This window comes from Ruegeria sp. J8, assembly GCF_056531925.1.
Genome location: NZ_JBQFMR010000001.1, coordinates 195,692 through 221,566 on the forward strand (window position 1 = coordinate 195,692; position 25,875 = coordinate 221,566).

Genomic DNA, 25,875 nt, shown 5'->3' on the forward strand with positions numbered 1-25,875 from the left:
TTGTGTGCGCGAGGTTGCAAATCAAGCAGTGCGCACAGGTTGACGCATTGTCACCAGTTCTTCGGCCATGACCGGGTGAACGGCGACCGTGCGGTCGAAATCATCTTTGGTTGCGCCCATCTTTACGGCAATGCCCGCCAGCTGGATCATCTCACCCGCGCCAGGCGCGACTATGTGGCAACCCAGGACCTTGCGTGTCGCCTGAGAAACGATCAGCTTCATCATCACTTTGTCGGACCCGCCCGCAAACGCCTTTTGCATCGGTTTGAAAGAGGTCGCGTAAACCTCAACCGGTTCCTGCGCGGCGGCCTCCTCCTCGCTCAGACCCACGGTGCCCATTTCGGGCTGCGTGAAAATGGCGGTGGGGATGAGGTCATGATCCACGGGCGTCGGGTTGCCCTTAAAGACGGTTTCCACAAAGGCCATGCCCTCGCGGATCGCAACCGGGGTCAGGTTTACACGATCAGTCACATCCCCGATGGCATAGATCGAGGGCACGCCGGTCTGGCTGTATTCATCCACGATGATCTCACCCTTGCGGCCGCGTTCAACACCCACGGCCTCAAGCCCCAGATTGTCGGCATTGGGCGCGCGACCGGTGGCGTACATGACCACGTCGAACTGATCCTCGGTCTCGTCGGTGGCTTTGACACGGATCTTGTCGCCATCCTTGGCCATTTCAACCACATTGGTACCCAGGCGCACGTCGATCCCGTTTGCGCGCATTTCGTTGCAGATCAAATCGCGGGCCTCTTGGTCAAAGCCGCGAAGGATTTGTTCACCGCGATAGAATTGCGTGGTCTTGACGCCCAGCCCATTCATGATCCCTGCAAATTCGCTGGCGATATAGCCGCCGCCCACGATCAGGATGTTTTCGGGCAGTTTCGGCAGGTGGAAAATCTCGTTTGAAGTGATGGCGAGGTCTGATCCCGGAAAATCGGGCACAACCGGGCGACCGCCGGTGGCGATCAGGATATGCTTGGCGGTCTTGCGGGTGCCATCGGCCAGTTCAACCGTATGCGCATCCACCACGGTGGCCCGCTGGTCAAAGCTTTCCACGCCGTTGTTTTTCAGGATGTTGCGATAGATGCCTTCCAACCGATCCAGTTCTGTTACCAGCTTGCCGTGGAACGTATTCCAGTCGAACGCGCCGGGCTGGATATCCCAACCGTAAGCCTGCGCGTCACCCACCATGCCCGAGAACTCACTGGCGAAAACCATCAGCTTTTTGGGCACACAGCCCCGGATAACGCAGGTTCCGCCATAGCGATCTTCCTCGGCCAGCGCCACCTTGGCCCCGTTTTCACCCGCCGCGACACGCGCGGCGCGGACTCCACCCGAGCCTCCGCCGATGACGAAAAGATCATAGTCAAAGCTCATCCCGAGTTCCTTTTTGTCAGGCCAAATTTCGTTGCTTATCTGGGGTCGATTGCGAAACTGCCAACCCTTGATGGGCCGGATTTTGCGAAGAAATCATTCGTATCAGTCCGCAATGTCCAAAAACAGGTTCTCATCACTGTCGGCAGGTTGCTCTGTTTCGGTCGTGCCCTCATTGATATCCCTGATCTCGACCCGGCCATCGCCGTGCCCAATCACCACCTTGTCGCAGATGTCGATGAACAACCCATTTTCGACCACGCCTGGCACCTGATTCAGCACCAGCGCCAGCTGCCGGGCGTTTCCGATACGGTGCAGATGCAGGTCAAGCACATGGTTGCCTTCGTCAGTGACAAAGGGCACGTCCCCATCCATCCGCAAAGCGGTCGAAGTACCCAGAACGTCCATCGTATCCAGAACCTCTTCGACCAGAGTGCGCGTGGTCTGCCAGCCAAAAGGAATGACCTCAAGCGGCAGGGGGAAAGCGCCAAGGGTCTCAACCTCTTTCCCGGCATCGGCGATGACCACCATCTGATCGCTGGCCGTCGCGACGATCTTTTCCTGCAAATGCGCACCGCCGCCACCCTTGATCAGGTTCATCTCCTGATCGAACTCATCCGCGCCGTCTATGGTCATATCCAGCCATCCGGCCTGATCCAAAGACACGACCTCGATCCCGACCTCACGCGCCAGTTGCGCAGTCCGGGTCGAGGTGGGAACGCCCTTGATCTTCAGGCCTTCCTCCTGCACCCGTTCGCCCAAACGGCGCACCATCCAGGCGGCGGTGGACCCGGTCCCCAGCCCCACGCGCATATCGTCCTGCACCAGATCGGCGGCCCGACGCGCGGCCACGTATTTTGCCCGGTCGATCGGTGACATTTCTGCGGTCATGGCGGCATTCCCCTGTCTTACTGAGGCAACGTATACGGAATGCCCGCGCCAACTGCGAGAGCGAATTGCAGAACCACGCGGGCCAACGCGTCGCGAAACTACGCGTTTCCGATTGGAAACGTCGCAATCGGGGCTTTGGGAAAATGATGTAAGGTATAGATAGGTTTCATGACTGCGCCCTATCGCCTGCACTATGCCCCCGACAACGCCTCGCTGGTGATCCGGCTGGCACTGTCCGAGATGGACCTGCCGTTCGAGACCGTGCTGGTGGATCGCACCCGCAACGCGCAGGACAGCGCATATTATCGCGCGCTGAACCCGAACGGGCTGATCCCGGTGCTGGAAACGCCGCAGGGCCCGATTTTCGAAACAGCCGCTATTCTGCTGTGGCTGTCTGACACCCATGGGCAGTTGGCCCCCGCTGCCACCGATCCCGAGCGGGCCGCGTTTCTGAAATGGATGTTCTTTGCTTCGAACACGCTGCACGCAGATCTGCGCATTTTATTCTATGCCGAGAAATATATCGACGCGGCACAGGCCGACACCCTCCGCGCTGGTATCCGCCCGCGCCTTCGGCATCACCTGAAATTGCTGGATACGCTGGCCCAAAGCACTCCGAACTGGCTGCATCCTGACAGCCCGTCGGTTTTGACCTATTATTTGGCCTGCCAGATGCGCTGGATGGCGCTCTATCCTGCCAAGGCGGATCGCAGTTGGTATCAACTGGCTGATACTCCTCACTTGCAACGCATCGTGATGCAGTTGGAAGCCCGTCCCGCAACCCGCGCCGCCATCGCGGCCGAGGGGTTGGGCGCCACGCCCTTCACCGCCCCGACTTACGCTAACCCTCCAGAAGGCTCTGCTACCTGATATGTTCCTGTCTGTCTTCGATATGTTCAAAGTGGGCATCGGCCCGTCCTCGTCGCACACTATGGGGCCGATGGTGGCCGCCGCGCGGTTTTTGGACCAGATGCGCGCCTCTCCGTTCGAATTTTCGGGGCTGCGCGGGTCTTTGCACGGATCGCTGGCGTTCACCGGTGTCGGCCATGCCACCGACCGCGCTACCATTTTGGGCCTCGCCGGTTTTGTGCCCGACACCTATGACAATGAAAAGGCCGAGGCCGCGCTGGCCGCGATCAACGAAACGCATAGCGTCATGCCCGAGGGGCTGCCGGCGCTGGAGTTCAACCCAAAGACCGATTTGGTCTTTGACTACGAACACCACCTGCCCGGCCACGCCAACGGCATGATCCTGATGGCTACGGATGCACAGGGCGACGTGATCCTGCGACAAGTCTATTACTCGATCGGCGGCGGCTTTGTTTTGACCGAAGAGGAACTGGCCGAGGGCAAGGCAACCGACGAAGGCGACCCGGTGCCCTTCCCCTTCAAATCCGCAGTCGAGATGCTTGACATGGCCAAAGCCAGTGGCAAAAGCATCGCCGAAATGAAGCGCGCCAACGAGATTGCGCGCGGGTGCGCGGACAGTTTCGCCAAGGGCAGCGCGCGCCTGTGGCAGGTGATGAACGACTGTATCGAGCGTGGTCTGAACACCGATGGCATCCTGCCTGGTGGCCTGCATGTGCGCCGCCGCGCCAAGGGCATCCATGACGCGCTGCAAGCCGAGCGGGGCATGAACCTGAACGCCCCGCACACGATCAACGACTGGATGAGCGTTTACGCCATGGCCGTGAACGAGGAGAACGCCGCTGGGGGTCAGGTCGTCACCGCCCCCACCAATGGCGCGGCCGGCGTGCTGCCGGCGGTGCTGCGTTATTACCTGGATCACGTGCCAGGTGCCTCTGAAAGCCGCATTGAGGATTTCCTTCTGACTGCCGCCGCCATTGGCGGTCTGGTCAAGTTCAACGCCTCGATCTCGGGGGCCGAGGCCGGATGTCAGGCCGAGGTTGGCAGCGCTTCAGCCATGGCCGCCGCAGGTTTGTGCGCGGTGATGGGCGGTACGCCGGAGCAGGTAGAAAACGCCGCCGAAATCGCGTTGGAGCATCACCTTGGAATGACCTGCGACCCGGTCGCCGGGCTGGTTCAAGTCCCCTGCATCGAACGCAATGGATTGGGGGCGATCAAGGCGGTTTCAGCCGCGTCTCTGGCGCTTCGCGGGGACGGGCATCATTTTGTCCCGCTTGACGCGGTGATCGAGACCATGCGCCAAACCGGGCACGATATGCACGAGAAGTACAAAGAAACCTCGCTGGGCGGTTTGGCTGTGAACGTCCCGAACTGCTGAGACAGGCGCTTTCATCGGCGGCGCAAACCCCGTAGCGTGCCGCCCATGACTCAGGATCGTCCCGTTCTTGGCATCATGTTGATGCTTGGCTTTTGCGTCCTCGCCCCGGCGGGCGATGCGATGGCCAAGCTGTTGGGCGAGACGACCCCAGTAGCCATGCTGGTCTTTGTGCGCTTCGCCGTGCAGGCGCTGGTGCTTGTGCCGCTGGTCGCCCTGACAGGGCGGCTATGGCGGATGTCCCGTCGCGTGTTTCGGCTGACCTTGCTGCGTACAGTTCTGCACATCATCGGGATCAGCGCGATGTTCACCTCGCTGCAATATCTGCCGCTGGCAGACGCGGTGGCCATCGCGTTTGTCATGCCCTTCATCATGCTGCTACTCGGCAAATACGTTCTGGGGGAAGAGGTCGGCCTGCGCCGCCTGATCGCCTGTATCGTCGGGTTTGTTGGCACGCTGTTGGTGATCCAGCCCAGCTTTGTACAAGTCGGCGCCGCAGCTTTGTTGCCGCTGGTGGTCGCCGTGGTCTTTTCGCTGTTCATGCTGGTCACACGGCACATTGCGAAAGAGACCGACCCGATCGCTCTGCAAGCCGTTTCCGGCACTATGGCCACGGTCTTGATGCTGCCGTTTCTGCTGATCGGAACCGTCGCAGGCGTGTGGGAACTGTCGCTGATCGCACCCACCGACGGCACCTATGCGCTTCTCTGGGCCATCGGCCTGTTAGGCACCGTGGCGCATTTGTTCATGACGTGGTCCCTGCGCTATGCGCCCTCGGCCACACTGGCGCCGATGCAATATCTGGAAATCCCTGTCGCCACCCTGATCGGCTGGTTGATCTTCCATGACCTGCCAGACGGAATCGCAGCCGTGGGGATCGCCATCACCATCGCAGCCGGATTGTTCGTCATTCTGCGAGAGCGGGCCAGCGCCCGGTCCGCCCCGACAGAAACGCCCGCATAACCTGATCCAACGCATCCCGAGGCACCATCACCAGCAGCCCCGGCCCCTCCATTTCCAGTGTCACATCCGCCAGTGCGCGGTTTGAGGTCCCGACCTGCCCATCCGGGGCCAGTTCCAACCCGTCAATCGGCCATTCCAGCCCCTGACTGCGCCCGGTTATGCGCCGCAATGGAAACAATGACACAGTCTGTCCCACCGCCAAAGGCAATGTGATCCGGGGGGGCGCGTGAAACACCACTTCCTGCGCGCCCAACAGGAGACACGGACGATCCTGATGCCGAACCAGAGCGTTAAGCACCGCAAGCTGATGATCCAGACGCGCGCCTAGAAACCCAATACCCAGCGCCAGCGGCGTCGCCACATTGCGCAGAACCTTGTCGAAATCCGTGCTGTCCTGTTCACGAACAGGAAACAACCGATCCGCAGGAATCTGGGCCTTGTGGTCTGTTGAAAGCGAATCAAAATCGCCAATCACCGCGTCAGGAATGACCCCCGCATCCAGCAATGGCGCAGCCCCTCCATCAGCTGCAACGCAGGTTTCGGCGCGAATCAGCGCCAGTTCGATGTCCTTTGGGTTGATTTCTCCGCCGCCGACTAGCGTTATTGGCCCATCACAGCGTACAATTCCCGTATTTTTTCTAAGATTGATCATTTTTCCCGGATTTGGACACATTGAAACCACAAAATGATAGGCTGATTGGCATAGTTCAGGGCCAATGGGTATGCCCATCGCCGGGCGGGTTGGCTCTCGTAGTTTGTAAAGGACGTGCGTCTGATGGTACAGAATAACAAGGTTTTGACCGTTTCATACGGAACCTTCTCATGCACTTTGGAAGGCTTTGACGATTCCTTCGAGACAATGAAGGCAATCGCAGAATATTTCCGCGACCTTGCCGCCGAGGATCGTTACTTCGGGTCAGAACCCCCGCAACCGGATGCCGAGATGCTGGCCCGCATCGCTCAGCGCGATGTCGCGCGCCGGGTGGAAGCCAGCCAGAATGACTCGGGCCTGCTGCTGCGTGCCACTGAACAACCCGCACCCGCCCCGATTGCCACAGCACCCACGCCCACCGCCGACCCTGAGCCTGTACCGTCTCAACCCGATCCGGTGGCTACCGAAGCGGACGAGGTCGAAGACGCGCCCACTCCCGCCGCCGACAGCATCGCCGCCAAACTGCAACGCATCCGCGCGGTCGTTTCTCATTCGGAAGAAAACACCGTCATCTATTCCGAGGATGAAGAAACGACCTTGATGAAGGCGGCGGCCGGACCGTCGGACGCTGTGGCCGCAGCATTCGAAGCTGGTTCGCTAACCGCCGAGGATTTGGGCGAAGCGTCCGATACCGAACCGCAGGAATCCCCGGAAGAGGCCGTGGCCGCGATCGAAGAAGCCTTGGCCGAAGATGAGATTGTCGAAGATGCGCCTGAAGAAACTGAGCAGGTCTTCGACGATACCCTGAGCACCGAATTCGGTCAACCTGCAGAAGAAGTCCAAGCAGCCCCAACCGAAGTCTCTGATGGTGAGCCGGAAGAAGAAATTCAGCCTGCCGCGATGGTTGAAGAGGCCGAGGAAGCAGCGCAAGAAGACCTGACACCCGAAGCCGATGCCATGGAAGAAAACGATCCCGTCAACCTGCTGCAGGAGGACGAGGAAGCCATGGATATGCCGGAGGACGACACCACCCAAGAGGAAGGGGTGTTGACTGCCGACGATGAAGAAGACCTGCTGAGCGAGATTTCGAATGTCGAGGCTTTTCTTGCCCGACGCGCGGCAGACTCTGCCTCGGATACCGGAAGCCTGGACCAGGACGTTTCGCGTCTTATGGACAAAGCCGATGTCCAGATGGAGGACCCGGCAACCACAGATCAGCGCGAGACATACTCGCACCTGCGCGCTGCAGTGGCCGCGACCGAAGCCGAGCGCAAGGACAAGCCAAAAGCCGAAGAAACATCTGATCACAGCGTCTATCGTGATCTGACCGCATCGGTCAGCCCACGCCGGCCGGACATTCAGGTCACCGGCACGCGCCCGCAATCAGATAAGATGGCCCCGCTGAAACTGGTCGCCGAGCAGCGTATCGACGCGGATGCCCCTGAGGCAGCCCCCGTCACGCCGCGCCGCGTGTCTTCATCTGAGGATGCTCAGGCGGGCGAAGAAGGCGGCTTTGCCCTTTTCGCACAAGAACAGGGCGCCCAGTCCTTGCCCGACCTTCTGGAAGCCGCCGCATCCTATCTGTCATTTATCGAAGGTCAGGAGCAGTTCTCGCGTCCGCAATTGATGAACAAAATCCGGTCGCTCCAACAGGCGGATTTCAACCGCGAGGAAAGCCTGCGCTCATTCGGTCAGTTGCTGCGCGACGGCAAAATCGAAAAAGCCGGTGGTGGCCGGTTTGCAGCCTCAACGGATATTGGCTTCCGCCCCGACGACGACGAACGCGCCGCGGGCTGATCGCCAAAAAAACTAAAACCAGAAGGGTCAGAGAAATTCCTCTGGCCCTTTTTTTTGAGCACTAAACTGAAAGTACCTAGCGTCCTGCTATGCTGCACCGCAGAATTATGCTAGGTTTGAACCACTACGCCAGGCACTTTTCCCTCGGTTCAAACAGAGGTCGCGCCATGTATGAACTTCCGATTCGCTGTCTGAGGCCCTATGACAGGCCCAAAATCGAAAGCCACTTCAAATCATTGGAAAGTGACGCACTGACATCGCGTTTCGGCGCGCCCGTCAGCACAGAATTCGTTGAAGCTTATCTTTCCGGTATCTTTGATGATGCGGCATTGATTTTTGGGGCTTTCCCGGATTCACGACTGCGCGGCGTAGGGGAACTTCGGGCTGTTCCGGACAGCCTGAACTACGTAGCAGAGGTCGCGCTAACTGTTGAAACTGGCTGGCAAGACAGGGGCATTGGAGACGGGTTGCTCTCCCGCCTCCTTACCGCTGCACGCAATCGCGGGATCAACGAAGTCCACATGCTGTGCCTTGCCACCAACCAAAAGATGCGTCGTCTGGCAGCCAAGCACAAAGCAGAATTGAAACTAATCACAGGCCAGATCGAAGCAACACTGGCGACGCCATGGCCTTCACCCTTTAGCCTGGCTGAAGAAATCTCCGGAGAATACCATGCATTCGCCCGTGTAATTCTCAGTTGGCCTCGAAGGTGAGGTCGGTATTGGCGGTCAATCCTGTGGGTTATCCGGGTCGTCCTTGCCAACACCCTTAAACACAAATTTGAACGGCAAAGCCCAGAGCACGCCCAGAACCACATAGACCAGAAGTTCTAACCAAATCGGCGGTCGATCAAGCCAGTTCACGACCGTCACAACCGCCACGATATAGGCTGGCAGTCCCACCAGCAGCAGAACCAGAGACCATCTACGCCGCGCCTTATAGCTAAGGCCCGGCTTTTCCTCGCTGCTCATCAGTCAGCAAACGGGTCGGTCACCAGAATGGTGTCGTCCCGCTCCGGGCTGGTGGACAAAAGGGCCACAGGGCATTCGATCAGTTCCTCGACCCGGCGCACATACTTGATCGCATTGGCAGGCAAGTCCGCCCAGCTCCGCGCGCCTTCAGTGGATTCGCTCCAACCCGGCATGTCTTCGTAAATGGGCTTGCAACGCGCCTGCTGATCCGCAGCGGTGGGCAAGTAGTCCAGACGTTGGCCGTCCAGTTCGTACCCCACACAGATTTTCAAGGTCTCGAACCCGTCCAGAACGTCCAGTTTAGTCAGCGAGATGCCGTTCACACCACTGGTTGCACAGGTCTGACGCACTAGACAGGCATCAAACCAGCCACAGCGGCGCTTGCGCCCCGTGGTGGTACCGAATTCATGGCCCCGCTCGCCCAAACGCTGACCGTCGGCATCATCCAGTTCGGTCGGGAACGGACCTTCGCCAACACGGGTCGTGTATGCTTTGACAATGCCCAGCACAAAATCGATCGAGCCCGGCCCGATGCCCACACCCGTTGCCGCCTGACCGGCAATCACGTTGGACGAGGTCACAAACGGATAGGTGCCGAAATCGATATCCAGCAAAGCCCCCTGTGCCCCTTCGAACAAAATGCGCTTACCGGCCTTGCGCTTTTCGTTCAGCACTTTCCAGACCGGTGCGGCGAAGGGCAGGATCTCCGCCGCGACGTTTTTCAACTGCGCAATCAGCGCGTCGCGGTCAACCGGCTCGATCCCCAAGCCCTTACGCAGCGGATCATGATGCTGCAACGCCCGGTCGACGCGCGCCTCGAGCGTTGCCTCATCGGCCAAGTCAGCAACACGAACGGATCGGCGCCCCACCTTGTCCTCATAAGCCGGGCCGATCCCACGACCAGTCGTCCCGATTTTGGTCCCCTTGCTCGCTGCTTCTTCTCGGGCCCGGTCAAGTTCACCATGAATTGGCAGGATCAAAGGCGTGTTCTCGGCGATCATCAGTGTCTCGGGCGAGATCTCAACACCCTGCGCGCGAATAGTCCCAATCTCCTTGAGCAGATGCCAAGGGTCCAGCACAACACCATTGCCGATCACACTCAGCTTGCCCCCGCGGACGACGCCGGACGGCAACGCGTGCAGTTTGTAGACCTCGCCATCGATAACCAGCGTATGACCGGCATTATGCCCACCCTGAAAACGCGCAATCACATCCGCCCGCTCACTGAGCCAATCGACGATCTTGCCTTTTCCTTCGTCACCCCACTGGGCGCCGACAACAACCACATTGGCCATAACAAGTCCTTTTGCGCTGAGTAATCAAACTCGGCTCGTATAGCGATGTGACAGCGACAGGGAAACCGATAATTCGCCGCAGCTTTAAACCGCGCTGCGCGCGGTGCCTCCGGCGGGGATATTTATAGCCAGATGAAGAGCGGATCCCCTGCTTCATCTGGCCAGAAATATCCCGGGGGAGTCGCCCGGAACGGGCGGCGGGGGCAGAGCCCCCTACCCGGTTGCCAATTTGACTGGCTGTCCGTGCGGCGTGGTCAGAAAAGCATTTTCCCAAGCTGCCGACATTTCGCCGATATCTTGCGCATCGGCCTCTCCGGCGTCTTCCAACAGGGTTTCAAGCGCGTCCAGCCACGCTCGAAAATAGTCGTCTCCGCCATCCAACTCTTTCGAAAGCCCCCGCCGCTTAAGTGTCGCGGAAAATCGGGTGGCCCAATCTGGCCATTCGAATCGGCCTGCTTCATTCAATGCGACAGTCACCGCGAAGACCTGTGCGTGCCAGGGCTCGGCGAAAACGGGTTCGGGCGCTGTGTGTGCGACGCAGTCGGTCATGCGGGCTCCAGATAGCTTTGCCAGAGATCCAGTACGACCTCGTCCTTTGGGTTTTCCGGGTTTGCCCAAAGTTCTGATGCCGTGAAGGCCACCGCGTAGAGGGGTTCGGGCGCTTCCCCTAATCCATGCGCGTTGGAATCAGGTAGAACATGTGTCCCATGGAGGCGCAATATCCACCCTTGCGCACCGGCCGCGTAAATTGGCAGCCGAGTATGCCCACCGTCGATCAGGCGGTTGGCGGATGGGTGCGCCGTGCGAACGGCCTGTCCCGGCTGGAAACGCATAGCAACCTTGGACGGGCGGTCCGCAGGGCCGCCCTTGGCCAGCGCAGCGCTGACGTTCTCTGCTTTCAGGGCTCGCGACGCCAACGGATGGGGGGTGTCACCGTTCCCGCCTTTTAGATCCTCCAACGTCAGGACACCCCGTTCAATCAAGAGGTCGGCCAAGCCCGAAATCCATTTCTCGTAGTAGGAAAACCGTGTGTAGTCCTTTGGTGACAGACGTTCGCGCGCATGGCGCGAGATGTCGATATTCCATTGCCCCAGGAAGCCAGCAGCCAAAGTTACGGCCAGAGCACGCCCATGCCATTCCTGCGGGAAAACTGGAGCATCTTCCGCCTCGGGGATAACTGAGCCATCCCCGAACCGCCCGCCCATATCGTGAACGCGGGTCATGAGGGCACCTTGGGAAGACCGGTGCCGATCATGCTGTCGCGGGTAACAAGGGCGGTCAGTTCGTCCTCGGACAGACTTTCTGTGCCTTCGGGACGCATCGGCAGAACCAGATACCGAATCTCAGCCGTTGAGTCCCAGACGCGAATGGCGGTGTCTTTGGGCAGAGACACGCCGAAATCAGCCAGAACCTTGCGCGGTTCACGCACGGCGCGGGCGCGGTAAGCATCGGATTTGTACCAGCCCGGCGGAATACCCAGCAGCGGCCACGGATAGCAACTGCACAGGGTACATACGACCATATTGTGCAGCTCGAGCGTGTTTTCCACGACCACGATGTGTTCGCCCTGCCGCCCGTAAAACCCCAGATCGGCGACGACGGGCGTTGCATCCTCCAGCAAGGCGCGCTTGAACTCGGGGTCCGCCCAAGCCTTGGCGACAACGCGCGCCCCGTTCTGAGGGCCGATCTTGTTCTGATAGGTGTCGATGATTTCATCCAAAGCCGCCGGGTCGATCAGACCCTTACGGGTCAGAATCGTCTCCAGCGCCTTGACTCGAAGCGCAGGTTCCGGCGGCAACAGCGCGTGCGGGTGGTCGTGATCGTCATGTGGCATGGCCGCAGGTTGCGTCACGATCCGCCAGTCTGTCCAGTCCCTTTGACGTGATATCACACATCACCAGAGGTGATGGAAACTCGTGTCTTGCCCCCGGACCCAAACTTGCATAAGTACCACGCGATACACGCCACGCTGTACAGGACCACCATGGAAAACGTCGTTCTCATCATCCATCTTCTTCTGGCTTTGGGCCTGATCGCCGTCGTCCTGATGCAGCGGTCTGAAGGCGGTGGCCTTGGCATGGGTGGCGGTGGCGGTGGCGCCATGACCGGACGCGCTGCCGCAACTGCGCTGAGCAAGGTCACATGGATTCTGGCGGCGTGCTTTATCGTCACCTCGATCACGCTGACGATCATTGCGGCGCAGAAATCCTCGGGCAGCTCAGTCATTGACCGTTTGGGCGTCCCTGCCCCGGCCGCAACCGAAGAAAGCGCACCGGCGGTTCCGTCGGCGGATGATCTGCTGCCTCCGGCGCAGGGCGACAATGCGCCGCTGATCCCGCAAGCGGATTAAGCCACAAAACCTAGAAATCTGACAGAGAACTGCAACAGCATCTTGCGGTTCTCTTGCGCTATGGGCGCGAATCCTTTATATGTGAAGTCCCGTGATGCAGCGGTTTTTCGTAAACCGTCGGGCAGCTGATTTTGACGTCTCACGGGAGCTAGCCGAACAACATGGCGCGTTTTATTTTCATCACTGGTGGTGTGGTTTCGTCCTTGGGCAAAGGGCTGGCTTCGGCGGCTTTGGGCGCTTTGTTGCAGGCGCGGGGCTACTCGGTTCGCCTGCGCAAGCTGGATCCCTATCTGAACGTTGACCCCGGCACGATGTCGCCATTTGAACATGGCGAAGTGTTCGTCACCGACGACGGGGCCGAGACCGATCTGGACCTTGGCCACTATGAACGTTTTACAGGTGTTGCTGCGCGCAAGACCGACTCGGTGAGCTCGGGTCGGATTTACTCTAACGTGCTCGAGAAAGAACGTCGCGGAGACTACCTCGGCAAGACCATTCAGGTGATCCCGCACGTCACCAACGAGATCAAGGATTTCATCGCCATTGGAGAGGATGAGGTCGATTTCATGCTGTGCGAAATCGGCGGCACCGTGGGCGATATCGAGGGCCTGCCCTTCTTTGAGGCCATTCGTCAGTTCAGTCAGGACAAGCCGCGCGGTCAGTGCATGTTTATGCACCTGACACTGCTGCCCTACATCAAAGCGTCGGGCGAGTTGAAAACCAAGCCGACCCAACACTCGGTCAAGGAACTGCGCTCCATCGGTCTGGCGCCGGATATTCTGGTCTGCCGTTCTGAGGGCCCGATTCCGAAGAAAGAACGTGAAAAGCTGGCCCTGTTCTGCAACGTCCGCCCGGACAGCGTGATCGCGGCGCAGGATCTGTCCACCATCTACGACGCCCCGCTGGCCTATCACCGCGAAGGTCTGGATCAGGCGGTACTGGATGCGTTCCAGATCAGCCCGGCCCCCAAGCCCGATCTGGCGAAATGGGAAGATGTCAGCGACCGCATCCACAACGCCGAAGGCGAAGTGAAGGTGGCGATCGTCGGCAAATACACCCAGTTGGAAGACGCCTATAAGTCGATTGCCGAGGCGCTGACCCACGGCGGCATGGCCAACCGTGTCAAGGTCAAGGTCGAATGGGTCGATGCCGAGGTTTTCGACACCGAAGACGCCGCCCCGCATCTAGAGGGCTTCCACGCGATCCTCGTACCCGGTGGTTTTGGCGAGCGCGGCACCGAGGGCAAGATCAAGGCGGCCCAATATGCCCGCGAACATAAGGTGCCTTACCTGGGCATTTGTCTGGGCATGCAGATGGCTGTGATCGAGGCCGCCCGCAACGCAGCAGGCATCACCGAGGCCGGGTCCGAAGAATTCGACCACGAGGCCGGGAAAAAGCGTTTTGAACCCGTGGTGTACCATCTGAAAGAATGGGTACAGGGCAACCACAAGGTCGAACGCAAAGTTGGCGACGACAAGGGCGGCACCATGCGTCTGGGCGCTTATGATGCGGTTCTGGCGGATGGATCCAAGGTGGCCGAGGTTTATGGCGGCTCAAATATCGAAGAACGTCACCGTCACCGCTATGAGGTCGACATCAAATATCGGGATAAGTTAGAAAAAGCGGGCCTGAAATTCTCGGGCATGTCACCCGATGGCCGTCTGCCCGAGATTGTCGAATGGTCGGATCATCCATGGTTCATCGGGGTTCAATACCACCCCGAGCTCAAATCCAAACCGTTTGAGCCCCACCCTCTGTTCCGCGACTTCGTACGCGCTGCGAAAGAGACGTCGCGTCTGGTCTAAGTCACCTCAAAGTGAGGGGCGCTTTCGATTTTTCTGTTCGAAACGCCTTATTGCAGGGTTAACTGTCTTCAAATTTCAAGACAGGAGCCCTGCCATGACCGATCAAACCACCCGCGCCAAGACCTTTGCCGCCCTGCATCAAAAGGGCAATCCGGTGATCCTCTACAATATCTGGGACGCGGGCAGCGCCAAGGCCGTGCAGGACGCCGGGGCCAAAGCCTTGGCCACGGGCAGCGCACCAGTTGCGATGGCGCAGGGTTTCGGGGACGGTCAGAACATTCCCATGGATTATGTGTTGGACAACGCTCGGCGCATCATCGGTGCGGTGGACCTTCCGGTGACGCTGGATTTCGAAGGGGCTTATGCCACGGATGCGCAGGGCATTTCGGACAACGTGCAGCGCGCGCTGGAAACCGGGGTCATCGGGTTCAATTTCGAAGATCAGATCGTCGGGACCAAGGACCTGTTTGACATCGAAACGCAGGCGACCCGCATGGCCGCGATGCGCGCGGGTTGTGATGCCGCCGGTATCCCAGCCTTTGTCAACGCGCGGACCGATATCTTCCTCAAGGCGCAGCCGGACACCCATGACGACGCCATGCTGGATGATGCCATCGCACGCGCCAAAGCCTATGCCGATGCAGGTGCCAGCGGATTCTTTGCCCCCGGTTTAAAGGATGAAGCCATGATCGGTCGCCTGTGTGAGGCCACGGATCTGCCGGTGAACATCATTGCCCTGCCCGGCACTCCCGACACCGCAACTTTGGCCAAGCTGGGGGTTGCGCGGATCAGCTATGGCCCTGTGCCCTATCGCAAAATGGTGGCGTGGCTACAGGAACAGGCCGCAGCGGCCTTGGGCTGACGCCCCGCCACGCAGGGCGACGCCCGGCAAAGAAATGTCAATTTGAGGCTATGACCTGTAGTCCGTGCTTGGCGGACTACAAAATATGGAATATCCTCACGCTATGTTGAAAAAGTTCTTTCAGGCCTTTCGCCCGCCCCAACACGATGCCCTGCCCGACCCCGATGCCGAATTGGCCCTTGGGGCTCTGATGGTGCGGGTCGCGCAAGCGGACCGGGACTATAAACTGGAAGAGATCAGCCTGATCGACCGCATTCTTGCGCGGCTCTATCAGCATAACGCGATCGAGGCCGCCAAGGTTCGCGCCACCTGCGAAAAGCTACACGCTGCTGCGCCAGAAACCGACACGTTCGGCAAGCTGATCCGCGAAACCACAGATCTGCACGAACGCCTCGCCGCGCTTGACGCCTTGTGGGAAGTCGTGTTGGCCGACGGAAAGTCAGATGAGGGAGAGATGAAAATCGTGGAAGAGGCCCGTATTTCGATGGGGCTCAGCTATAATGACAGCCAGACAGCCCGCGAACGTGTGCAAAGGCGCTTGGAAGAGGCTTAGGCCCAATCTATATCTGACCCATGTTCAGTGATTTCTTGTCCCGGCTCACGCAGCCCCAGCCCGACCCACTTGTCGATGATGATGCCCGCCTTGCCCTAACGGCGCTGCTGGTGCGCATCGCGCGGTCTGACAATGACTATGCCGACAGCGAAATGGCGCGAATCGACCGAATTTCCGCCGAACGCTATGGCCTGTCCCCGTTCGAGGCGGCCGGTCTGCGCGCCCGCGCCGAAGATCTTGAGTCCGAGGCCCCCGATACCGTGCGCTTTACCCGCGCCATCAAAGAAGCCGTGGCTTATGACGATCGTCTGGCCGTCGTACAGGCGCTCTGGTCTGTAGCGCTGGCTGATGGGCACCGCACCGGCGAGGAGGACTCGCTGCTACGACTTGTGGTTAGCTTGCTTGGCGTCAGCGATGTGGATTCTGCGCTGGCCAGACAAAAGGCCGCCAAGTCGTGATTGCGATGCTGGGCATGTACGACATGCCCGGCCTGCGGCCTGCCCACGACCGCTTTTGGACCCTGATCCGAGACAATCTGGGCTATGGACCTGTCGAACTGACCCGCGATGTCGACGCTTGGGAGGTTTGGCAAAGCCCTGACCTGTTGTTCGCGCAGACCTGCGGAATGCCCTATCGCACCCATTTGCAAGATCAGGTGCAACTGGTAGGAACACCGGATCATGGGCTTTCGGGATGCCCACCGGGCCACTATCGTTCGGTTTTTGTGGCAAGAACTCAGGACCCGCGCGACTTGACCGAGCTATCACGTGGTGTTTTTGCCTATAATGAGCCGCTTTCTCAGTCTGGATGGACCGGACCTTTGGTACACTTGGAGGCTTTGGGCCTATGCCCGATGTCTGCTTTGGAAACAGGCGCACATGCCAACTCAGCGCGCGCTGTTGCCGACGGTCTGGCCGATTTCGCAGCGCTGGATGCGCTAACCTGGTTGATGCTGAAGGAACACACCAAGCTGGGAACCGCATTGCGGGATGTCGAGGCAACAGCTCCCACTCCGGCGCTGCCTTATATCACATCGGGCACTCAAGATGCGGCCGCCATAACTCAAGCTGTTCGGCGTGCGATCAACGCCTTATCCCCGCGCGACCGCAATGCATTGCACCTTTTGGATCTGATAGAGATACCGGCCCGCGACTATCTAGCCATCCCCAACCCTTCGCAGGATGCTGCCAAGCTGCTCAATCCCTGATCGATTCGACCAGAACGTCTGGTCAATTTGACGGTTTCGGACCTCATATATGTCATTTGCGCATTGCATTAGGCTGATTTTTAAGCCCTAGTACCGCACCAACACCAATAACACTCAGGTCGCCCGTGACAGATTCCACTCCGGTCATCGAGATCAAGAACCTACACAAAAGCTTCGGCAATCTTGAGGTGCTGAAAGGGGTGGATATTACGGCCAGACGCGGCGATGTCGTATCGCTGATCGGCTCATCCGGGTCCGGAAAATCTACACTACTGCGCTGCTGCAACCTGTTGGAAGACAGCCAACAGGGCGAAATCCTGTTCAAGGGAGAACCGGTTCAGTGGAGCGGTTCGGGCCACAACCGCCGCCCCGCCGACCCCAAACAGGTCCTGCGCATCCGCACCAATCTGTCGATGGTGTTTCAGCAATTCAACTTGTGGTCCCATATGACCATCTTGCAAAACGTGATGGAGGCCCCCGTCACCGTTTTGGGCCGCGACAAGGCCGAAGTTGAGGACAGCGCCCGAAAATACCTGGAAAAAGTGGGCATTGGCGACAAATGTGATGTCTACCCGGCGCAGCTTTCGGGCGGGCAGCAGCAACGCGCTGCCATTGCACGCGGGCTGTGCATGGAGCCCGAGGCCCTGCTGTTTGACGAGCCCACCTCGGCGCTGGACCCCGAACTGGAACAGGAAGTGATTAAGGTGATCAAGGATCTGGCTGCCGAAGGCCGCACCATGATCATCGTGACCCACGACATGAAGATGGCTGCTGATATCTCTAGCCATGTCGTCTTTCTGCATCAGGGCCTCATCGAAGAAGAAGGCCTGCCGGAAGATATCTTCACCACCCCTGAATCCGAACGGCTTCAGGGCTTTCTATCCGCCACTATGGCGGCATAAATTCAGGACAGAACTAAACTGGGGAGTAACCAATGAAAAAACTGATTCTGACCACTGCGGCCTTGGCGCTGAGCGCCGGCATGGCCATGGCGGACACCGTTCGTCTGGGCACCGAAGGCGCCTATGCACCGTGGAACTTTGTCAACGACGCCGGCGAAATCGACGGGTTCGAGCGTGAACTGGGCGATGAGCTGTGCAAACGCGCGGGCCTGGAATGCGAGTGGGTCAAGAATGATTGGGATTCGATCATTCCGAACCTCGTCTCGGGCAACTACGACGCAATCATCGCAGGCATGTCGATCACCGATGAGCGTGACGAAGTTATCGACTTTACCCAGAACTACACGCCGCCGGATCCGTCGGCCTATATCGCCATGTCTGATGGCGTGGATCTGGCAGGTGGCGTGATCGCCGCCCAGACCGGCACGATTCAGGCGGGTTATGTGGCCGATTCCGGTGCAACTCTGGTTGAGTTCGCCAGCCCCGAGGAAACCATTGCTGCTGTGCGCAACGGCGAAGCGGATGCAGTCCTTGCTGACCGGTCGTTCCTGGCACCCTTTACCGAAGATGGCTCGGGCCTGCTTTTTGTGGGTGACGACGTTCCGCTGGGCGGCGGTGTCGGAATGGGTATCCGCGAATCCGATGGTGAGCTGAAAGAGAAGTTCAACGCGGCCATCCAGTCCATGAAGGACGATGGCAGCCTGAACGCGCTGATCACGAAGTGGGAAGTGTCCTCGACCTTCTGATAAACTCTGCGGCGCGCCTTACTTAGGGCGCGCCGCCTCAGAGCCCTTGCAAGTCAAAGAGGCCCGCCATTTTCTCGTTCTGCACCGATCCCGAAACACTCGGCACGTTCCGTTGGTTTGCCTGTTACCTGACCAACGGTGTGCATTGGCTGTTTTATCTATCCTTCTTCAAGGTCCTGCTGCTGCTGGCGATCACCGCCCCGGTTGCATTGGGGTTCGGCTTTCTGGGGGCCATGGCCGCGCGGTCACATTTTCCACCGCTTGCCATGTTGGGCAAAGGCTATATCGCCATCGTTCGCGGTGTGCCGGATATCGCGTTCTTCATGTTCTTCGTGATAGCGCTGGATCAGGCATTCGAATGGACGCGCCACAAGATTCTTTGCCCCGAATGGACTGACCCCGTTCGACAGGGCAATGATTTCATCGTTTGTCAGGCCGCCAAACTGCCGCTTGGAACTGCACCCGAATGGGTTCACGAGACCTATGGCTTTTTCCTGGCCGTTATTACTTTTTCAATCGTGTTTGGCGCATTTGCCGCCAATGTTCTGTTTGGCGGCATGCGCGCCGTCCCGCATGCGCAACTGGAAACCGCCGAAGCTTACGGTATGACCCGCCGCCAGACATTCTGGCGCATTCTGGTACCACAGATGTGGGTCTACGCCCTGCCCGGCCTGTCTAACCTTTGGATGGTGCTGATCAAGGCCACACCGTTGCTGTTCCTGCTGGGCATCGAAGACATCGTCTATTGGGCCCGCGAACTGGGGTCCTTCAAAAACCCGAAATTCACCCAATACCCGCACGGCGACTGGCGTATGTGGTACTTCCTTGCTCTGCTCGTGTTTTACCTGGGCATGACCCGCGTCTCGGAAATCGGCCTTGAACGGTTGATGCGTCGCCTGTCGCACGGACAAGCCACCGCAGGCGGAGAGCTTCTGCGCAAGGAGACCACCGCATGAGCTGCATCCAGACCATCCAGGACTATGCGCTCCGCTCGGTCGGCATCGGTGAACGCCTTCTGCCGCGCAATGATTTTACACTATGCGAGCAATTCACCCTGATCGGTTCGGGCATGATCTGGAATATTTATTTCGGGATCATGGCGCTGGCGACCGGGTTCTTTCTGGCTACAGCGCTGGCCGTTGGCAAAGCGTCAAGCAAGAAATGGCTGCGCAAACCGTCCGAGTGGTTCATTTTCCTGTTCCGGGGATCTCCTCTGTTCATCCAGTTTTTCTTTGCCTACTTCTTCTTCCTGTCCCTCAAGCAGAGTTTTCCCTTCTTCGACGCACTGACCTCTGCCTGGCTGGGAGCGTTGATCGTGTTGTTCTGCAACACCGCCGCATATTCAGGCGAGATCTTCTATGGTGCCCTACGCTCGATCCCCAAGGGCGATATTGAGGCTGCAGACGCCTATGGAATGACCGGTTGGTCGCGGTTTCGCCGTATCATTTGGCCGACCATGCTGCGGCTTGCCTGGCCTGCCTACACAAATGAGGCGATCTTTTTGTTCCACGCCACCACGCTGGTCTTCTTCTCGGCCTTCCCAGTCTGGCAACAACGGGGCGATGCGCTTTATTACGCGGGCTATTTCGCGGACAAGACGTTCAATCCGTTCATCCCCTACCCTATTCTGGCCTTCTATTTCATTCTGCTGACTCTAGTGGTGATCTGGGGCTTTGGGCTGGTGAACAAACACCTAAACCGGCACCTGCCCGTGGCCAAACGCAGCAAGATGAAGTTGAGATTAAATCTGGCCCGCTGAGACACACCATTCCTGTCGCAGGCTTTGATGCGGTTCTGGCAGTGGTCCCGAAAGCACGCCACCGCAGAGCGGCCCCGCAGCTTCGCCGGCCAACACCCCGAGGCGTTTCTTCGTGAAGCTCAGAACTTGGAATTTTGATACCACCAAGCCTTTCCGCAGCCTTTGCACCTGTGCTGCCCTGGCGCTTGTCATCTCGGCTCCGTTAACAGCGGCGCTGATGCTGGTATCGTCCATTCCGTTCCTCGTCGGCGAGTCTCAGGCCGGCCCGGTTGTCACACTAGCCTATGTCGGGCTGTCGTTTCTAATGGCAGCTTTTACCCTGCCTTTCATGTTGCCGCTGATATTTTCACTGGTGCCATTCACGGCTCTGTTCCCTCTGGCGGGCGCGGCCCTGTCCTTTCCTTTGATCCGACACGGCCGGATCAAGAAACAGCCGCTCCTGTGGATCTGGGTTGCGCTTTGGCTGATCACGTTCTTTGCAGGAATTCTGTCTGGTAAGATCTCGGTCTAAGGAAAAATCGCCGCCGCGAACAGCAATGCACATGCATTCAGCCGGACAAGCAGCCTTGTAATTATTCAACCGACGATGAGGGAGATGGTACCGCCTCCCTGGCTTGAACAGGGGACCTCTGGATCCACAATCCAGCGCTCTAACCAACTGAGCTAAGGCGGCACTCGTGAGGGGCGATGTACCGAACGCGCCGAGGGAATGCAAGAGGATTAAAGCCGAATTTCCCACCTTTGTTCGACAAGATCGACCCCGAAAGAATGCACCGGTTTGCTACCCGTCAATTGCCATCCCGTCGCCTGATACAGCGCGCAAGCGGCACGGTGGCTTTCGTGGGTCCATAGCGACATTTTCTCAAACCCAGTGTCGCGGGCGTGGTCCATACAGGTATGCAGCAAGCGCTTACCCAAACCTTTTCCACGCGCCTCGGGCATCAGAAAGAACAGGCGCAGTTTTGCAGTGGTCTCATCCAGTCGCACGCAGAAGATACTGCCCAGAGGAACGCCGGCCTGTTCCGCGATCCAACCGCGATCACAGGAGGGATCATGGGTTGCCACAAACTCATCCAGTATCTGCTGCACAAGGCGCGCAAAGCTTTTGTCGAACCCTTCATCGCGCTCGTAAAGAAGGCCGTGCTGCGCGACCAGCCACGGAACGTCTGATGGGTGAAAAAGTCTGATCACCGTGTCGTTCATTCCTCATCTGACCCGATCAGCGGCTTGATTCTCAAGTCTTTGCGCGCTAGCACAAACGCTCATCCCCGGAGGCGCAAATGGGTATCAACACCGAACGTGACATTCAGGCCAACCTGCAAATCGGCCCGACCGACCAAGGCATGGTGCGCCTGTTCATCGAGGCTGATGGCGTCGAGATTCCGATGGATTTCGAACCCGACGAGGCTGAAGAAATCGCCGAAGAGATTCGCGCTGCCGCGCAAGCCGCGCTGGCGGTGAAAGGCTAACGCGCTAAAGCCTTGGGTCTCGCAATGCGTGCAGCCTTCGGGCGGCATCGGTTGCAAATTTCTGGATCATCTTCTTCCGGCGCGCCGGAGCCAGCTTATCCTCTGGGGCCATGCGCACGATCTCGGCGTCATAGGCGTCGGCGATGATCAGACCAGTCTCGGCAGGCAACAGCTCGGTCGGGAACTCGGTATCCACAGCCCAGAAGAATCGGTCGCACCACTCCAAATAGCCCTGCCACTTGGAATCCGATTGGTAATCCGCCCGGCTGGATTTGCATTCCACTACCCACAATTCACCCTTGGGGCCCAACCCCATAACGTCCACACGCAACCCGCGCGCCGGCACGAATTCCTCAACAGAAACAAAACCGTGCGCGCTGAGATGACGCGCCACGCCGCGTGCTAGCTTCTGGCCGGGTTGTAGATCCAATGTCATTGGGAAAATGTGAACAATTCGTGAACAAATTGCAAGGGTGAGATTGCGGTTGACATGATACCATATGGTATTTAATAAATATGAAACCAAATGGTATCGGATATGAGGAAACGGATGCCTGACCAAATCCAAAACGCGTTTCGCGCGCTTGCGGACCCCACGCGCCGGGACATCGTTCAGATGCTTGCATCGCAGGATATGACAATCGCGCAACTGACAGATTGCTTCGACATGACCCGAGCGGCCGTCAAAAAACACCTGACCGTGTTGTCGGACGGGGGCCTCATCCGGGTCGAAGCTCGGGGGCGAGAACGCATCAACCGTCTTGAACCCAAGGGAATGGCCCCTGTTCTGGATTGGTTGAGCTTCTTTGATCAGTTCTGGGACGAGCGCCTGCGTAACTTGAAAGAAGCCATTGAGAGGAAAGAGACATGACCAACGCAGTTTTGCAAAAGACCATCTTCCTGCGCGCTGAGCCGGACACTGTCTGGGACTATCTGACCGAACCGGAACGCCTTGCCGAATGGTTTCACAAGCCCGAACGCCCACTGGCAGCAGGACAAAAGCTTGAGATGTTCGGAACCACAAGCGGCGATCTTTTGATCTGGGGAGAGGTGCGCGAGGCGCGCAAGCCGCAGTATCTTGAATATACCTTCACGGTGAAACCGATGGGAGACTCCGTCAGTGTGGTCAAATGGACGTTGGAGCCCGTAGACGGCGGCACACGATTGTCCTTGGTGCACGAAGGCCTGCCCCAGGGCGCTGAGGCTTTCGGCCTGATCCTGGCCCTGGACAACGGTTGGGACGAGCATTTCGGCAAGATGCGCAAAGCTCTGCACGAAACTGTTGACGCTTAACCCCTTGTGCCAGCCCGTCAGACGCCCTAACTAAGCGCTTGGCGGGTTCTGCCCTTCTTGTGACTGGTAGCATTCTGGTGGCCTTAAGCAATTCCGAGGGGGCTGGCTCTGTTCAGGTCCTGGCCTGATTACCTGGCGCCCACCTGTACATACAGGTCCTCGGGAATCACACCGCACGGTTGACTGGTGGTCCCGCCACATTTTTCTAAAATTATCAGCGCTCTGCGCGTGAGCCTTGCTTGGCCAGCACAGGTTTGAACACATTAACGACGGGTGATCCACGGCGCGGACCACCCGGCCTTTCCGCCATGCTCATGATCTTGTAGGCGAACTGGACACCTGCAAAAACGATGCCGTTCATGAACCAGATCATGACGAGTGCCACCAACCCAACATCCGAACCCCAAATCAACCCGCGCAGATTGGCCACGTTCACAGCCAACAGCACGCCGACAAATACGGCCGAGATCACAAATCCCCAGATAACCTGAGTGATATAAAGACGAATGAGCTTGGGCATAGCGGCACTCCTTGTTTGGTCACAAGCGTAGCCTTCGGATGCTCTGAGTAAAGGCGTCAGAACGCCTCGGGCTGAGCCTCGCGCGCCATGTGGTCCAGTACAGCGTTCACGAATTTCGGCTCTTTGCCTTCCGGGAAAAAGGCGCGGGCCACGTCGACGAATTCGGTGATAACCACTTTGGGCGGCGTGTCACTCTGGGTCAGTTCGGCCCCGGCGGCGCGGAAAGCGGCGCGCAAGGTCGGGTCGATACGTGCGATGGGCCATTTGGCCACCAGCGCGCGGTCGGTCATCTGGTCGATGGGGGCCTGATAGTTCACGGCGTCCTCGACCAGTTTGCGGAACAGGCGGATATCGCCGTCCAGCATCTCTTCCCCCTCATAAACGGCACCAAAACGGTGATCCAGAAACTCGGTCACGACTGCTTCGGTCGTCTGGCCTGACTGCTCCATCTGGAACAGCGCCTGCACGGCGTAAAGCCGGGCGGCGGATTTCATCAGGCGTTTCTGGTTGGCCGGTTTCGGCGCGTCTGTCTGGGTCATGCTGTCGTGGATCCGTTGCTGTCGCCCGCCACAAGGATGGACTCGGACGGCGGCTTGAAGCCCGCGCCCTTTTTGGAAGAGCCCCACTTACGGCTGAGCGCGATCAGATGCAAGGCCGCAGCGGCTGCCCCGCCCCCTTTATTCATCTTTTTGGGATTGGCGCGGACCTCGGCCTGTTCGTCATTCTCGACGGTCAGGATACCGTTGCCGATCAGTAGACCCTGAAGACCCATCAGTTGGATGGCCCGACTGGAGTCGTTACAGACAGTTTCATAATGCGTGGTCTCGCCGCGAATAACGCAGCCCAGCGCAACATAGCCGTCGAAATCGCACTGACGGTCGGCCATTGCGATGGCGGTGGGAATCTCCAGCGCGCCGGGAACTTCGACCACTTCACAGGTGCCGCCTGCGGCCTCGATCTCTGCTTTCGCACCGGCGACCATATTGTCCGCGATAGCGCGATAGAACGGAGCCACCACCAGCAGCAGTTTCACCGGCTTGTCGAATGTCGGAGTCGGCAGGACGCCGTGTTTGTCTTGTTCAGCCACGATCAGTCTTCCTTGAGGATGGAACGGGTGCCGACGATGGACAGGCCAAACGCGTCGAGCCCCAGATATACGGTTTCGGGCGAGTCGGTCAGCAGCACCAGCTCGTGAATGCCCAATTTGGACAGGATCTGAGACCCCAGTCCTGTTTGTTTGATGGTCCGAGGGCCTTCATCCTCGACCGCGTAAAGCGAGTTGCGCGGTTGGCGGAACAGACAGACGACGCCGCGCCCCTCTTCGGCGATCTTCTCCATCGCACGCGGCAGTTCGCGCGAAGATTTAGGCCCGAGGCCCAAGATATCCGGCGCTTCGTGCAAAGCATGGGTGCGGGTCAGAACGGGCTCGGGCGTGGTGATGTCGCCTTTGATCATGACCACATGTTCGATGCCATGAAGCTGGTCAGTGAACAGCCGCATCTCCCATTCGCCACCATATTCCGAATTGACGGTTTCACGCGACGTCTCGACCACCAGATTGTCATTGCGGGATCGGTAGGTGATCAGGTCGCTGATCGTACCAATTTTCATGTCATGGGTTTGTGCGAATTCCACCAGATCGGGCAGACGCGCCATTGTGCCGTCGGGCTTCATGATCTCGCAGATCACGCCCGAAGGGTTCAGCCCGGCCAAGCGCGAGATATCAACCGCAGCCTCGGTATGGCCCGCACGCACCAGCACCCCGCCCCGCTTGGCGCGTAAGGGGAAGACATGGCCCGGGGTGGCAATGGCCGCCATCGTGTTTTGTTCATTGATGGCCGTCGCAACAGTCAAGGCGCGGTCAGTGGCGGAAATCCCGGTCGACACACCTTCGCGTGCCTCGATCGACACGGTGAACGCGGTTTCATGACGCGAGGAATTGTTCACCGCCATCATCGGCAGGCCCAGCGCATCCACCCGTTCCGCGGTCATCGGCAGGCAGATCAGGCCGCGCCCATGGGTGGCCATGAAGTTGATCGCCTCGGCATCCGCAAACTCGGCGGCGATAACCAGATCGCCTTCATTCTCACGGTCTTCGTGGTCGACCAGAATATACATCCGACCTTTGCGCGCCTCTTCGATGATCTCTTCAATCGGGCTGATCACGTCGCGCAGTTGCGCCTCGACGGGTCCGGGGGTTTCAAAGCTCATTGGGCAGCCT

Annotated in this window: 33 protein-coding genes and 1 tRNA gene; 19 read left to right on the forward strand and 15 right to left on the reverse strand. The window is 58.8% G+C overall.

The features are described from left to right. Positions 1–21: 21 nt before the first annotated feature. On the reverse strand, positions 22–1,380 hold the full coding sequence (gor, locus tag ACR0L1_RS00925) for a glutathione-disulfide reductase (protein ID WP_480856686.1): 1,359 nt from the start codon (positions 1,378–1,380) through the stop codon (positions 22–24). A 102-nt stretch (positions 1,381–1,482) separates the two neighbouring features. After that, positions 1,483–2,268: a ribose-5-phosphate isomerase RpiA gene (rpiA, locus tag ACR0L1_RS00930; protein WP_480856688.1), complete on the reverse strand. Its 786-nt coding sequence runs from the start codon at positions 2,266–2,268 to the stop codon at positions 1,483–1,485. Between the two features lie 168 nt (positions 2,269–2,436). Here rpiA and ACR0L1_RS00935 point away from each other — a divergent pair, with 168 nt between their 5' ends. Genes ACR0L1_RS00935 through ACR0L1_RS00945 form a run of 3 tightly spaced genes read left to right on the forward strand, consistent with a single transcriptional unit; the run spans position 2,437 to position 5,473 of the window. Continuing rightward, positions 2,437–3,138: a glutathione S-transferase family protein gene (locus ACR0L1_RS00935; protein WP_480856690.1), complete on the forward strand. Its 702-nt coding sequence runs from the start codon at positions 2,437–2,439 to the stop codon at positions 3,136–3,138. Position 3,139: 1 nt separating this feature from the next. Next, positions 3,140–4,513 (forward strand): L-serine ammonia-lyase, encoded by a 1,374-nt coding sequence (locus ACR0L1_RS00940; protein WP_480503047.1) that lies wholly within the window; start codon positions 3,140–3,142, stop codon positions 4,511–4,513. A gap of 45 nt (positions 4,514–4,558) precedes the next feature. Next, positions 4,559–5,473 (forward strand): DMT family transporter, encoded by a 915-nt coding sequence (locus ACR0L1_RS00945; protein ID WP_480856692.1) that lies wholly within the window; start codon positions 4,559–4,561, stop codon positions 5,471–5,473. On the opposite strand, the gene ACR0L1_RS00950 is transcribed toward ACR0L1_RS00945, so the two are convergent. After that, complete coding sequence (locus ACR0L1_RS00950) at positions 5,418–6,125, reverse strand: thiamine diphosphokinase (RefSeq protein WP_480503049.1); 708 nt, start codon at positions 6,123–6,125, stop codon at positions 5,418–5,420. The two genes, ACR0L1_RS00945 and ACR0L1_RS00950, sit on opposite strands and share 56 nt — an antisense overlap. Before the next feature lie 123 nt (positions 6,126–6,248). Between ACR0L1_RS00950 and ACR0L1_RS00955 the strand changes: the two genes are divergently transcribed. Together ACR0L1_RS00955 and ACR0L1_RS00960 are read left to right on the forward strand one after the other, a co-directional pair. Beyond that, positions 6,249–7,922 carry a hypothetical protein gene (locus ACR0L1_RS00955; protein ID WP_480856694.1) on the forward strand — a complete coding sequence of 558 codons (1,674 nt, stop codon included), beginning with the start codon at positions 6,249–6,251 and terminating at the stop codon, positions 7,920–7,922. A 167-nt stretch (positions 7,923–8,089) separates the two neighbouring features. Next, positions 8,090–8,635: an N-acetyltransferase family protein gene (locus ACR0L1_RS00960; RefSeq protein ID WP_480856696.1), complete on the forward strand. Its 546-nt coding sequence runs from the start codon at positions 8,090–8,092 to the stop codon at positions 8,633–8,635. Positions 8,636–8,650: 15 nt separating this feature from the next. Here ACR0L1_RS00960 and ACR0L1_RS00965 read toward each other — a convergent pair whose 3' ends face one another. From ACR0L1_RS00965 to nthA, 5 genes are all read right to left on the reverse strand, one after another. Further along, positions 8,651–8,893, reverse strand: coding sequence for a DUF2842 domain-containing protein (locus ACR0L1_RS00965; protein ID WP_480856698.1), 243 nt, complete (start codon positions 8,891–8,893; stop codon positions 8,651–8,653). Then, complete coding sequence (locus ACR0L1_RS00970; RefSeq protein ID WP_480503053.1) at positions 8,893–10,188, reverse strand: adenylosuccinate synthase; 1,296 nt, start codon at positions 10,186–10,188, stop codon at positions 8,893–8,895. Before ACR0L1_RS00970 ends, ACR0L1_RS00965 begins: the two co-directional genes overlap by 1 nt. A gap of 213 nt (positions 10,189–10,401) precedes the next feature. Then, positions 10,402–10,737 (reverse strand): nitrile hydratase accessory protein, encoded by a 336-nt coding sequence (locus ACR0L1_RS00975; RefSeq protein ID WP_237217917.1) that lies wholly within the window; start codon positions 10,735–10,737, stop codon positions 10,402–10,404. Then, a complete protein-coding gene (gene nthB, locus ACR0L1_RS00980; RefSeq protein WP_170788439.1) occupies positions 10,734–11,411 on the reverse strand; it encodes a nitrile hydratase subunit beta in 678 nt (225 codons plus the stop codon). The genes ACR0L1_RS00975 and nthB overlap by 4 nt, the downstream gene beginning before the upstream one ends. After that, on the reverse strand, positions 11,408–12,022 hold the full coding sequence (gene nthA / locus ACR0L1_RS00985; protein WP_480503365.1) for a nitrile hydratase subunit alpha: 615 nt from the start codon (positions 12,020–12,022) through the stop codon (positions 11,408–11,410). Before nthA ends, nthB begins: the two co-directional genes overlap by 4 nt. Before the next feature lie 150 nt (positions 12,023–12,172). On the opposite strand from nthA, the gene secG reads away from it, so the two are divergent. The 11 genes from secG to ACR0L1_RS01040 all read left to right on the forward strand — a co-directional run bounded on the left by secG (position 12,173) and on the right by ACR0L1_RS01040 (position 20,883). Then, positions 12,173–12,538: a preprotein translocase subunit SecG gene (gene secG, locus ACR0L1_RS00990; protein WP_170788438.1), complete on the forward strand. Its 366-nt coding sequence runs from the start codon at positions 12,173–12,175 to the stop codon at positions 12,536–12,538. Between the two features lie 161 nt (positions 12,539–12,699). Further along, positions 12,700–14,343, forward strand: a complete 1,644-nt coding sequence (locus ACR0L1_RS00995; protein WP_170788437.1) for a CTP synthase — start codon at positions 12,700–12,702, stop codon at positions 14,341–14,343. A gap of 94 nt (positions 14,344–14,437) precedes the next feature. Further along, positions 14,438–15,205, forward strand: coding sequence for an isocitrate lyase/PEP mutase family protein (locus tag ACR0L1_RS01000; protein WP_480856701.1), 768 nt, complete (start codon positions 14,438–14,440; stop codon positions 15,203–15,205). Positions 15,206–15,308: 103 nt separating this feature from the next. Further along, positions 15,309–15,758: a tellurite resistance TerB family protein gene (locus ACR0L1_RS01005; protein WP_170769836.1), complete on the forward strand. Its 450-nt coding sequence runs from the start codon at positions 15,309–15,311 to the stop codon at positions 15,756–15,758. Between the two features lie 20 nt (positions 15,759–15,778). Beyond that, positions 15,779–16,216 carry a tellurite resistance TerB family protein gene (locus tag ACR0L1_RS01010; protein WP_170769364.1) on the forward strand — a complete coding sequence of 146 codons (438 nt, stop codon included), beginning with the start codon at positions 15,779–15,781 and terminating at the stop codon, positions 16,214–16,216. 5 nt (positions 16,217–16,221) lie between these two features. After that, the gene (locus ACR0L1_RS01015; protein ID WP_480503366.1) at positions 16,222–16,965 is read left to right on the forward strand and encodes a phosphate/phosphite/phosphonate ABC transporter substrate-binding protein; all 744 of its coding nucleotides are present in this window, start codon (positions 16,222–16,224) and stop codon (positions 16,963–16,965) included. A 125-nt stretch (positions 16,966–17,090) separates the two neighbouring features. Beyond that, entirely contained in the window at positions 17,091–17,867 is a 777-nt protein-coding gene (locus ACR0L1_RS01020) for an ABC transporter ATP-binding protein (protein ID WP_170769362.1), read from the forward strand. Positions 17,868–17,899: 32 nt separating this feature from the next. Beyond that, a complete protein-coding gene (locus ACR0L1_RS01025; protein ID WP_170769361.1) occupies positions 17,900–18,613 on the forward strand; it encodes a transporter substrate-binding domain-containing protein in 714 nt (237 codons plus the stop codon). Between the two features lie 68 nt (positions 18,614–18,681). After that, positions 18,682–19,569 (forward strand): ABC transporter permease, encoded by an 888-nt coding sequence (locus ACR0L1_RS01030; protein ID WP_170769835.1) that lies wholly within the window; start codon positions 18,682–18,684, stop codon positions 19,567–19,569. After that, the gene (locus ACR0L1_RS01035) at positions 19,566–20,372 is read left to right on the forward strand and encodes an ABC transporter permease (RefSeq protein ID WP_170788435.1); all 807 of its coding nucleotides are present in this window, start codon (positions 19,566–19,568) and stop codon (positions 20,370–20,372) included. The genes ACR0L1_RS01030 and ACR0L1_RS01035 overlap by 4 nt, the downstream gene beginning before the upstream one ends. A 112-nt stretch (positions 20,373–20,484) precedes the next feature. Further along, positions 20,485–20,883, forward strand: a complete 399-nt coding sequence (locus tag ACR0L1_RS01040) for a hypothetical protein (RefSeq protein WP_170788434.1) — start codon at positions 20,485–20,487, stop codon at positions 20,881–20,883. A gap of 85 nt (positions 20,884–20,968) precedes the next feature. Here ACR0L1_RS01040 and ACR0L1_RS01045 read toward each other — a convergent pair. Further along, positions 20,969–21,045, reverse strand: a tRNA-His gene (locus ACR0L1_RS01045). Between the two features lie 47 nt (positions 21,046–21,092). Continuing rightward, complete coding sequence (locus ACR0L1_RS01050; RefSeq protein WP_480856704.1) at positions 21,093–21,575, reverse strand: GNAT family N-acetyltransferase; 483 nt, start codon at positions 21,573–21,575, stop codon at positions 21,093–21,095. Positions 21,576–21,652: 77 nt separating this feature from the next. Between ACR0L1_RS01050 and ACR0L1_RS01055 the strand changes: the two genes are divergently transcribed. Further along, entirely contained in the window at positions 21,653–21,841 is a 189-nt protein-coding gene (locus tag ACR0L1_RS01055; RefSeq protein WP_170769357.1) for a DUF6324 family protein, read from the forward strand. 4 nt (positions 21,842–21,845) lie between these two features. Here ACR0L1_RS01055 and ACR0L1_RS01060 read toward each other — a convergent pair whose 3' ends face one another. Further along, positions 21,846–22,277 (reverse strand): MmcB family DNA repair protein, encoded by a 432-nt coding sequence (locus tag ACR0L1_RS01060; RefSeq protein WP_170784335.1) that lies wholly within the window; start codon positions 22,275–22,277, stop codon positions 21,846–21,848. 114 nt (positions 22,278–22,391) lie between these two features. Here ACR0L1_RS01060 and ACR0L1_RS01065 point away from each other — a divergent pair, with 114 nt between their 5' ends. Further along, positions 22,392–22,712, forward strand: coding sequence for an ArsR/SmtB family transcription factor (locus ACR0L1_RS01065; protein WP_170750564.1), 321 nt, complete (start codon positions 22,392–22,394; stop codon positions 22,710–22,712). Further along, complete coding sequence (locus ACR0L1_RS01070) at positions 22,709–23,134, forward strand: SRPBCC family protein (RefSeq protein ID WP_170769354.1); 426 nt, start codon at positions 22,709–22,711, stop codon at positions 23,132–23,134. The genes ACR0L1_RS01065 and ACR0L1_RS01070 overlap by 4 nt, the downstream gene beginning before the upstream one ends. 214 nt (positions 23,135–23,348) lie before the next feature. On the opposite strand, the gene ACR0L1_RS01075 is transcribed toward ACR0L1_RS01070, so the two are convergent. Genes ACR0L1_RS01075 through ribB form a run of 4 tightly spaced genes read right to left on the reverse strand, consistent with a single transcriptional unit; the run spans position 23,349 to position 25,865 of the window. Next, the gene (locus ACR0L1_RS01075; RefSeq protein ID WP_170352750.1) at positions 23,349–23,654 is read right to left on the reverse strand and encodes a hypothetical protein; all 306 of its coding nucleotides are present in this window, start codon (positions 23,652–23,654) and stop codon (positions 23,349–23,351) included. A 56-nt stretch (positions 23,655–23,710) separates the two neighbouring features. Then, a complete protein-coding gene (gene nusB / locus ACR0L1_RS01080) occupies positions 23,711–24,193 on the reverse strand; it encodes a transcription antitermination factor NusB (protein WP_170784329.1) in 483 nt (160 codons plus the stop codon). Continuing rightward, the gene (locus tag ACR0L1_RS01085; RefSeq protein WP_480856707.1) at positions 24,190–24,741 is read right to left on the reverse strand and encodes a 6,7-dimethyl-8-ribityllumazine synthase; all 552 of its coding nucleotides are present in this window, start codon (positions 24,739–24,741) and stop codon (positions 24,190–24,192) included. Before ACR0L1_RS01085 ends, nusB begins: the two co-directional genes overlap by 4 nt. A 2-nt stretch (positions 24,742–24,743) precedes the next feature. Further along, positions 24,744–25,865, reverse strand: coding sequence for a 3,4-dihydroxy-2-butanone-4-phosphate synthase (ribB, locus tag ACR0L1_RS01090; protein WP_480856709.1), 1,122 nt, complete (start codon positions 25,863–25,865; stop codon positions 24,744–24,746). Positions 25,866–25,875: the final 10 nt, after the last annotated feature.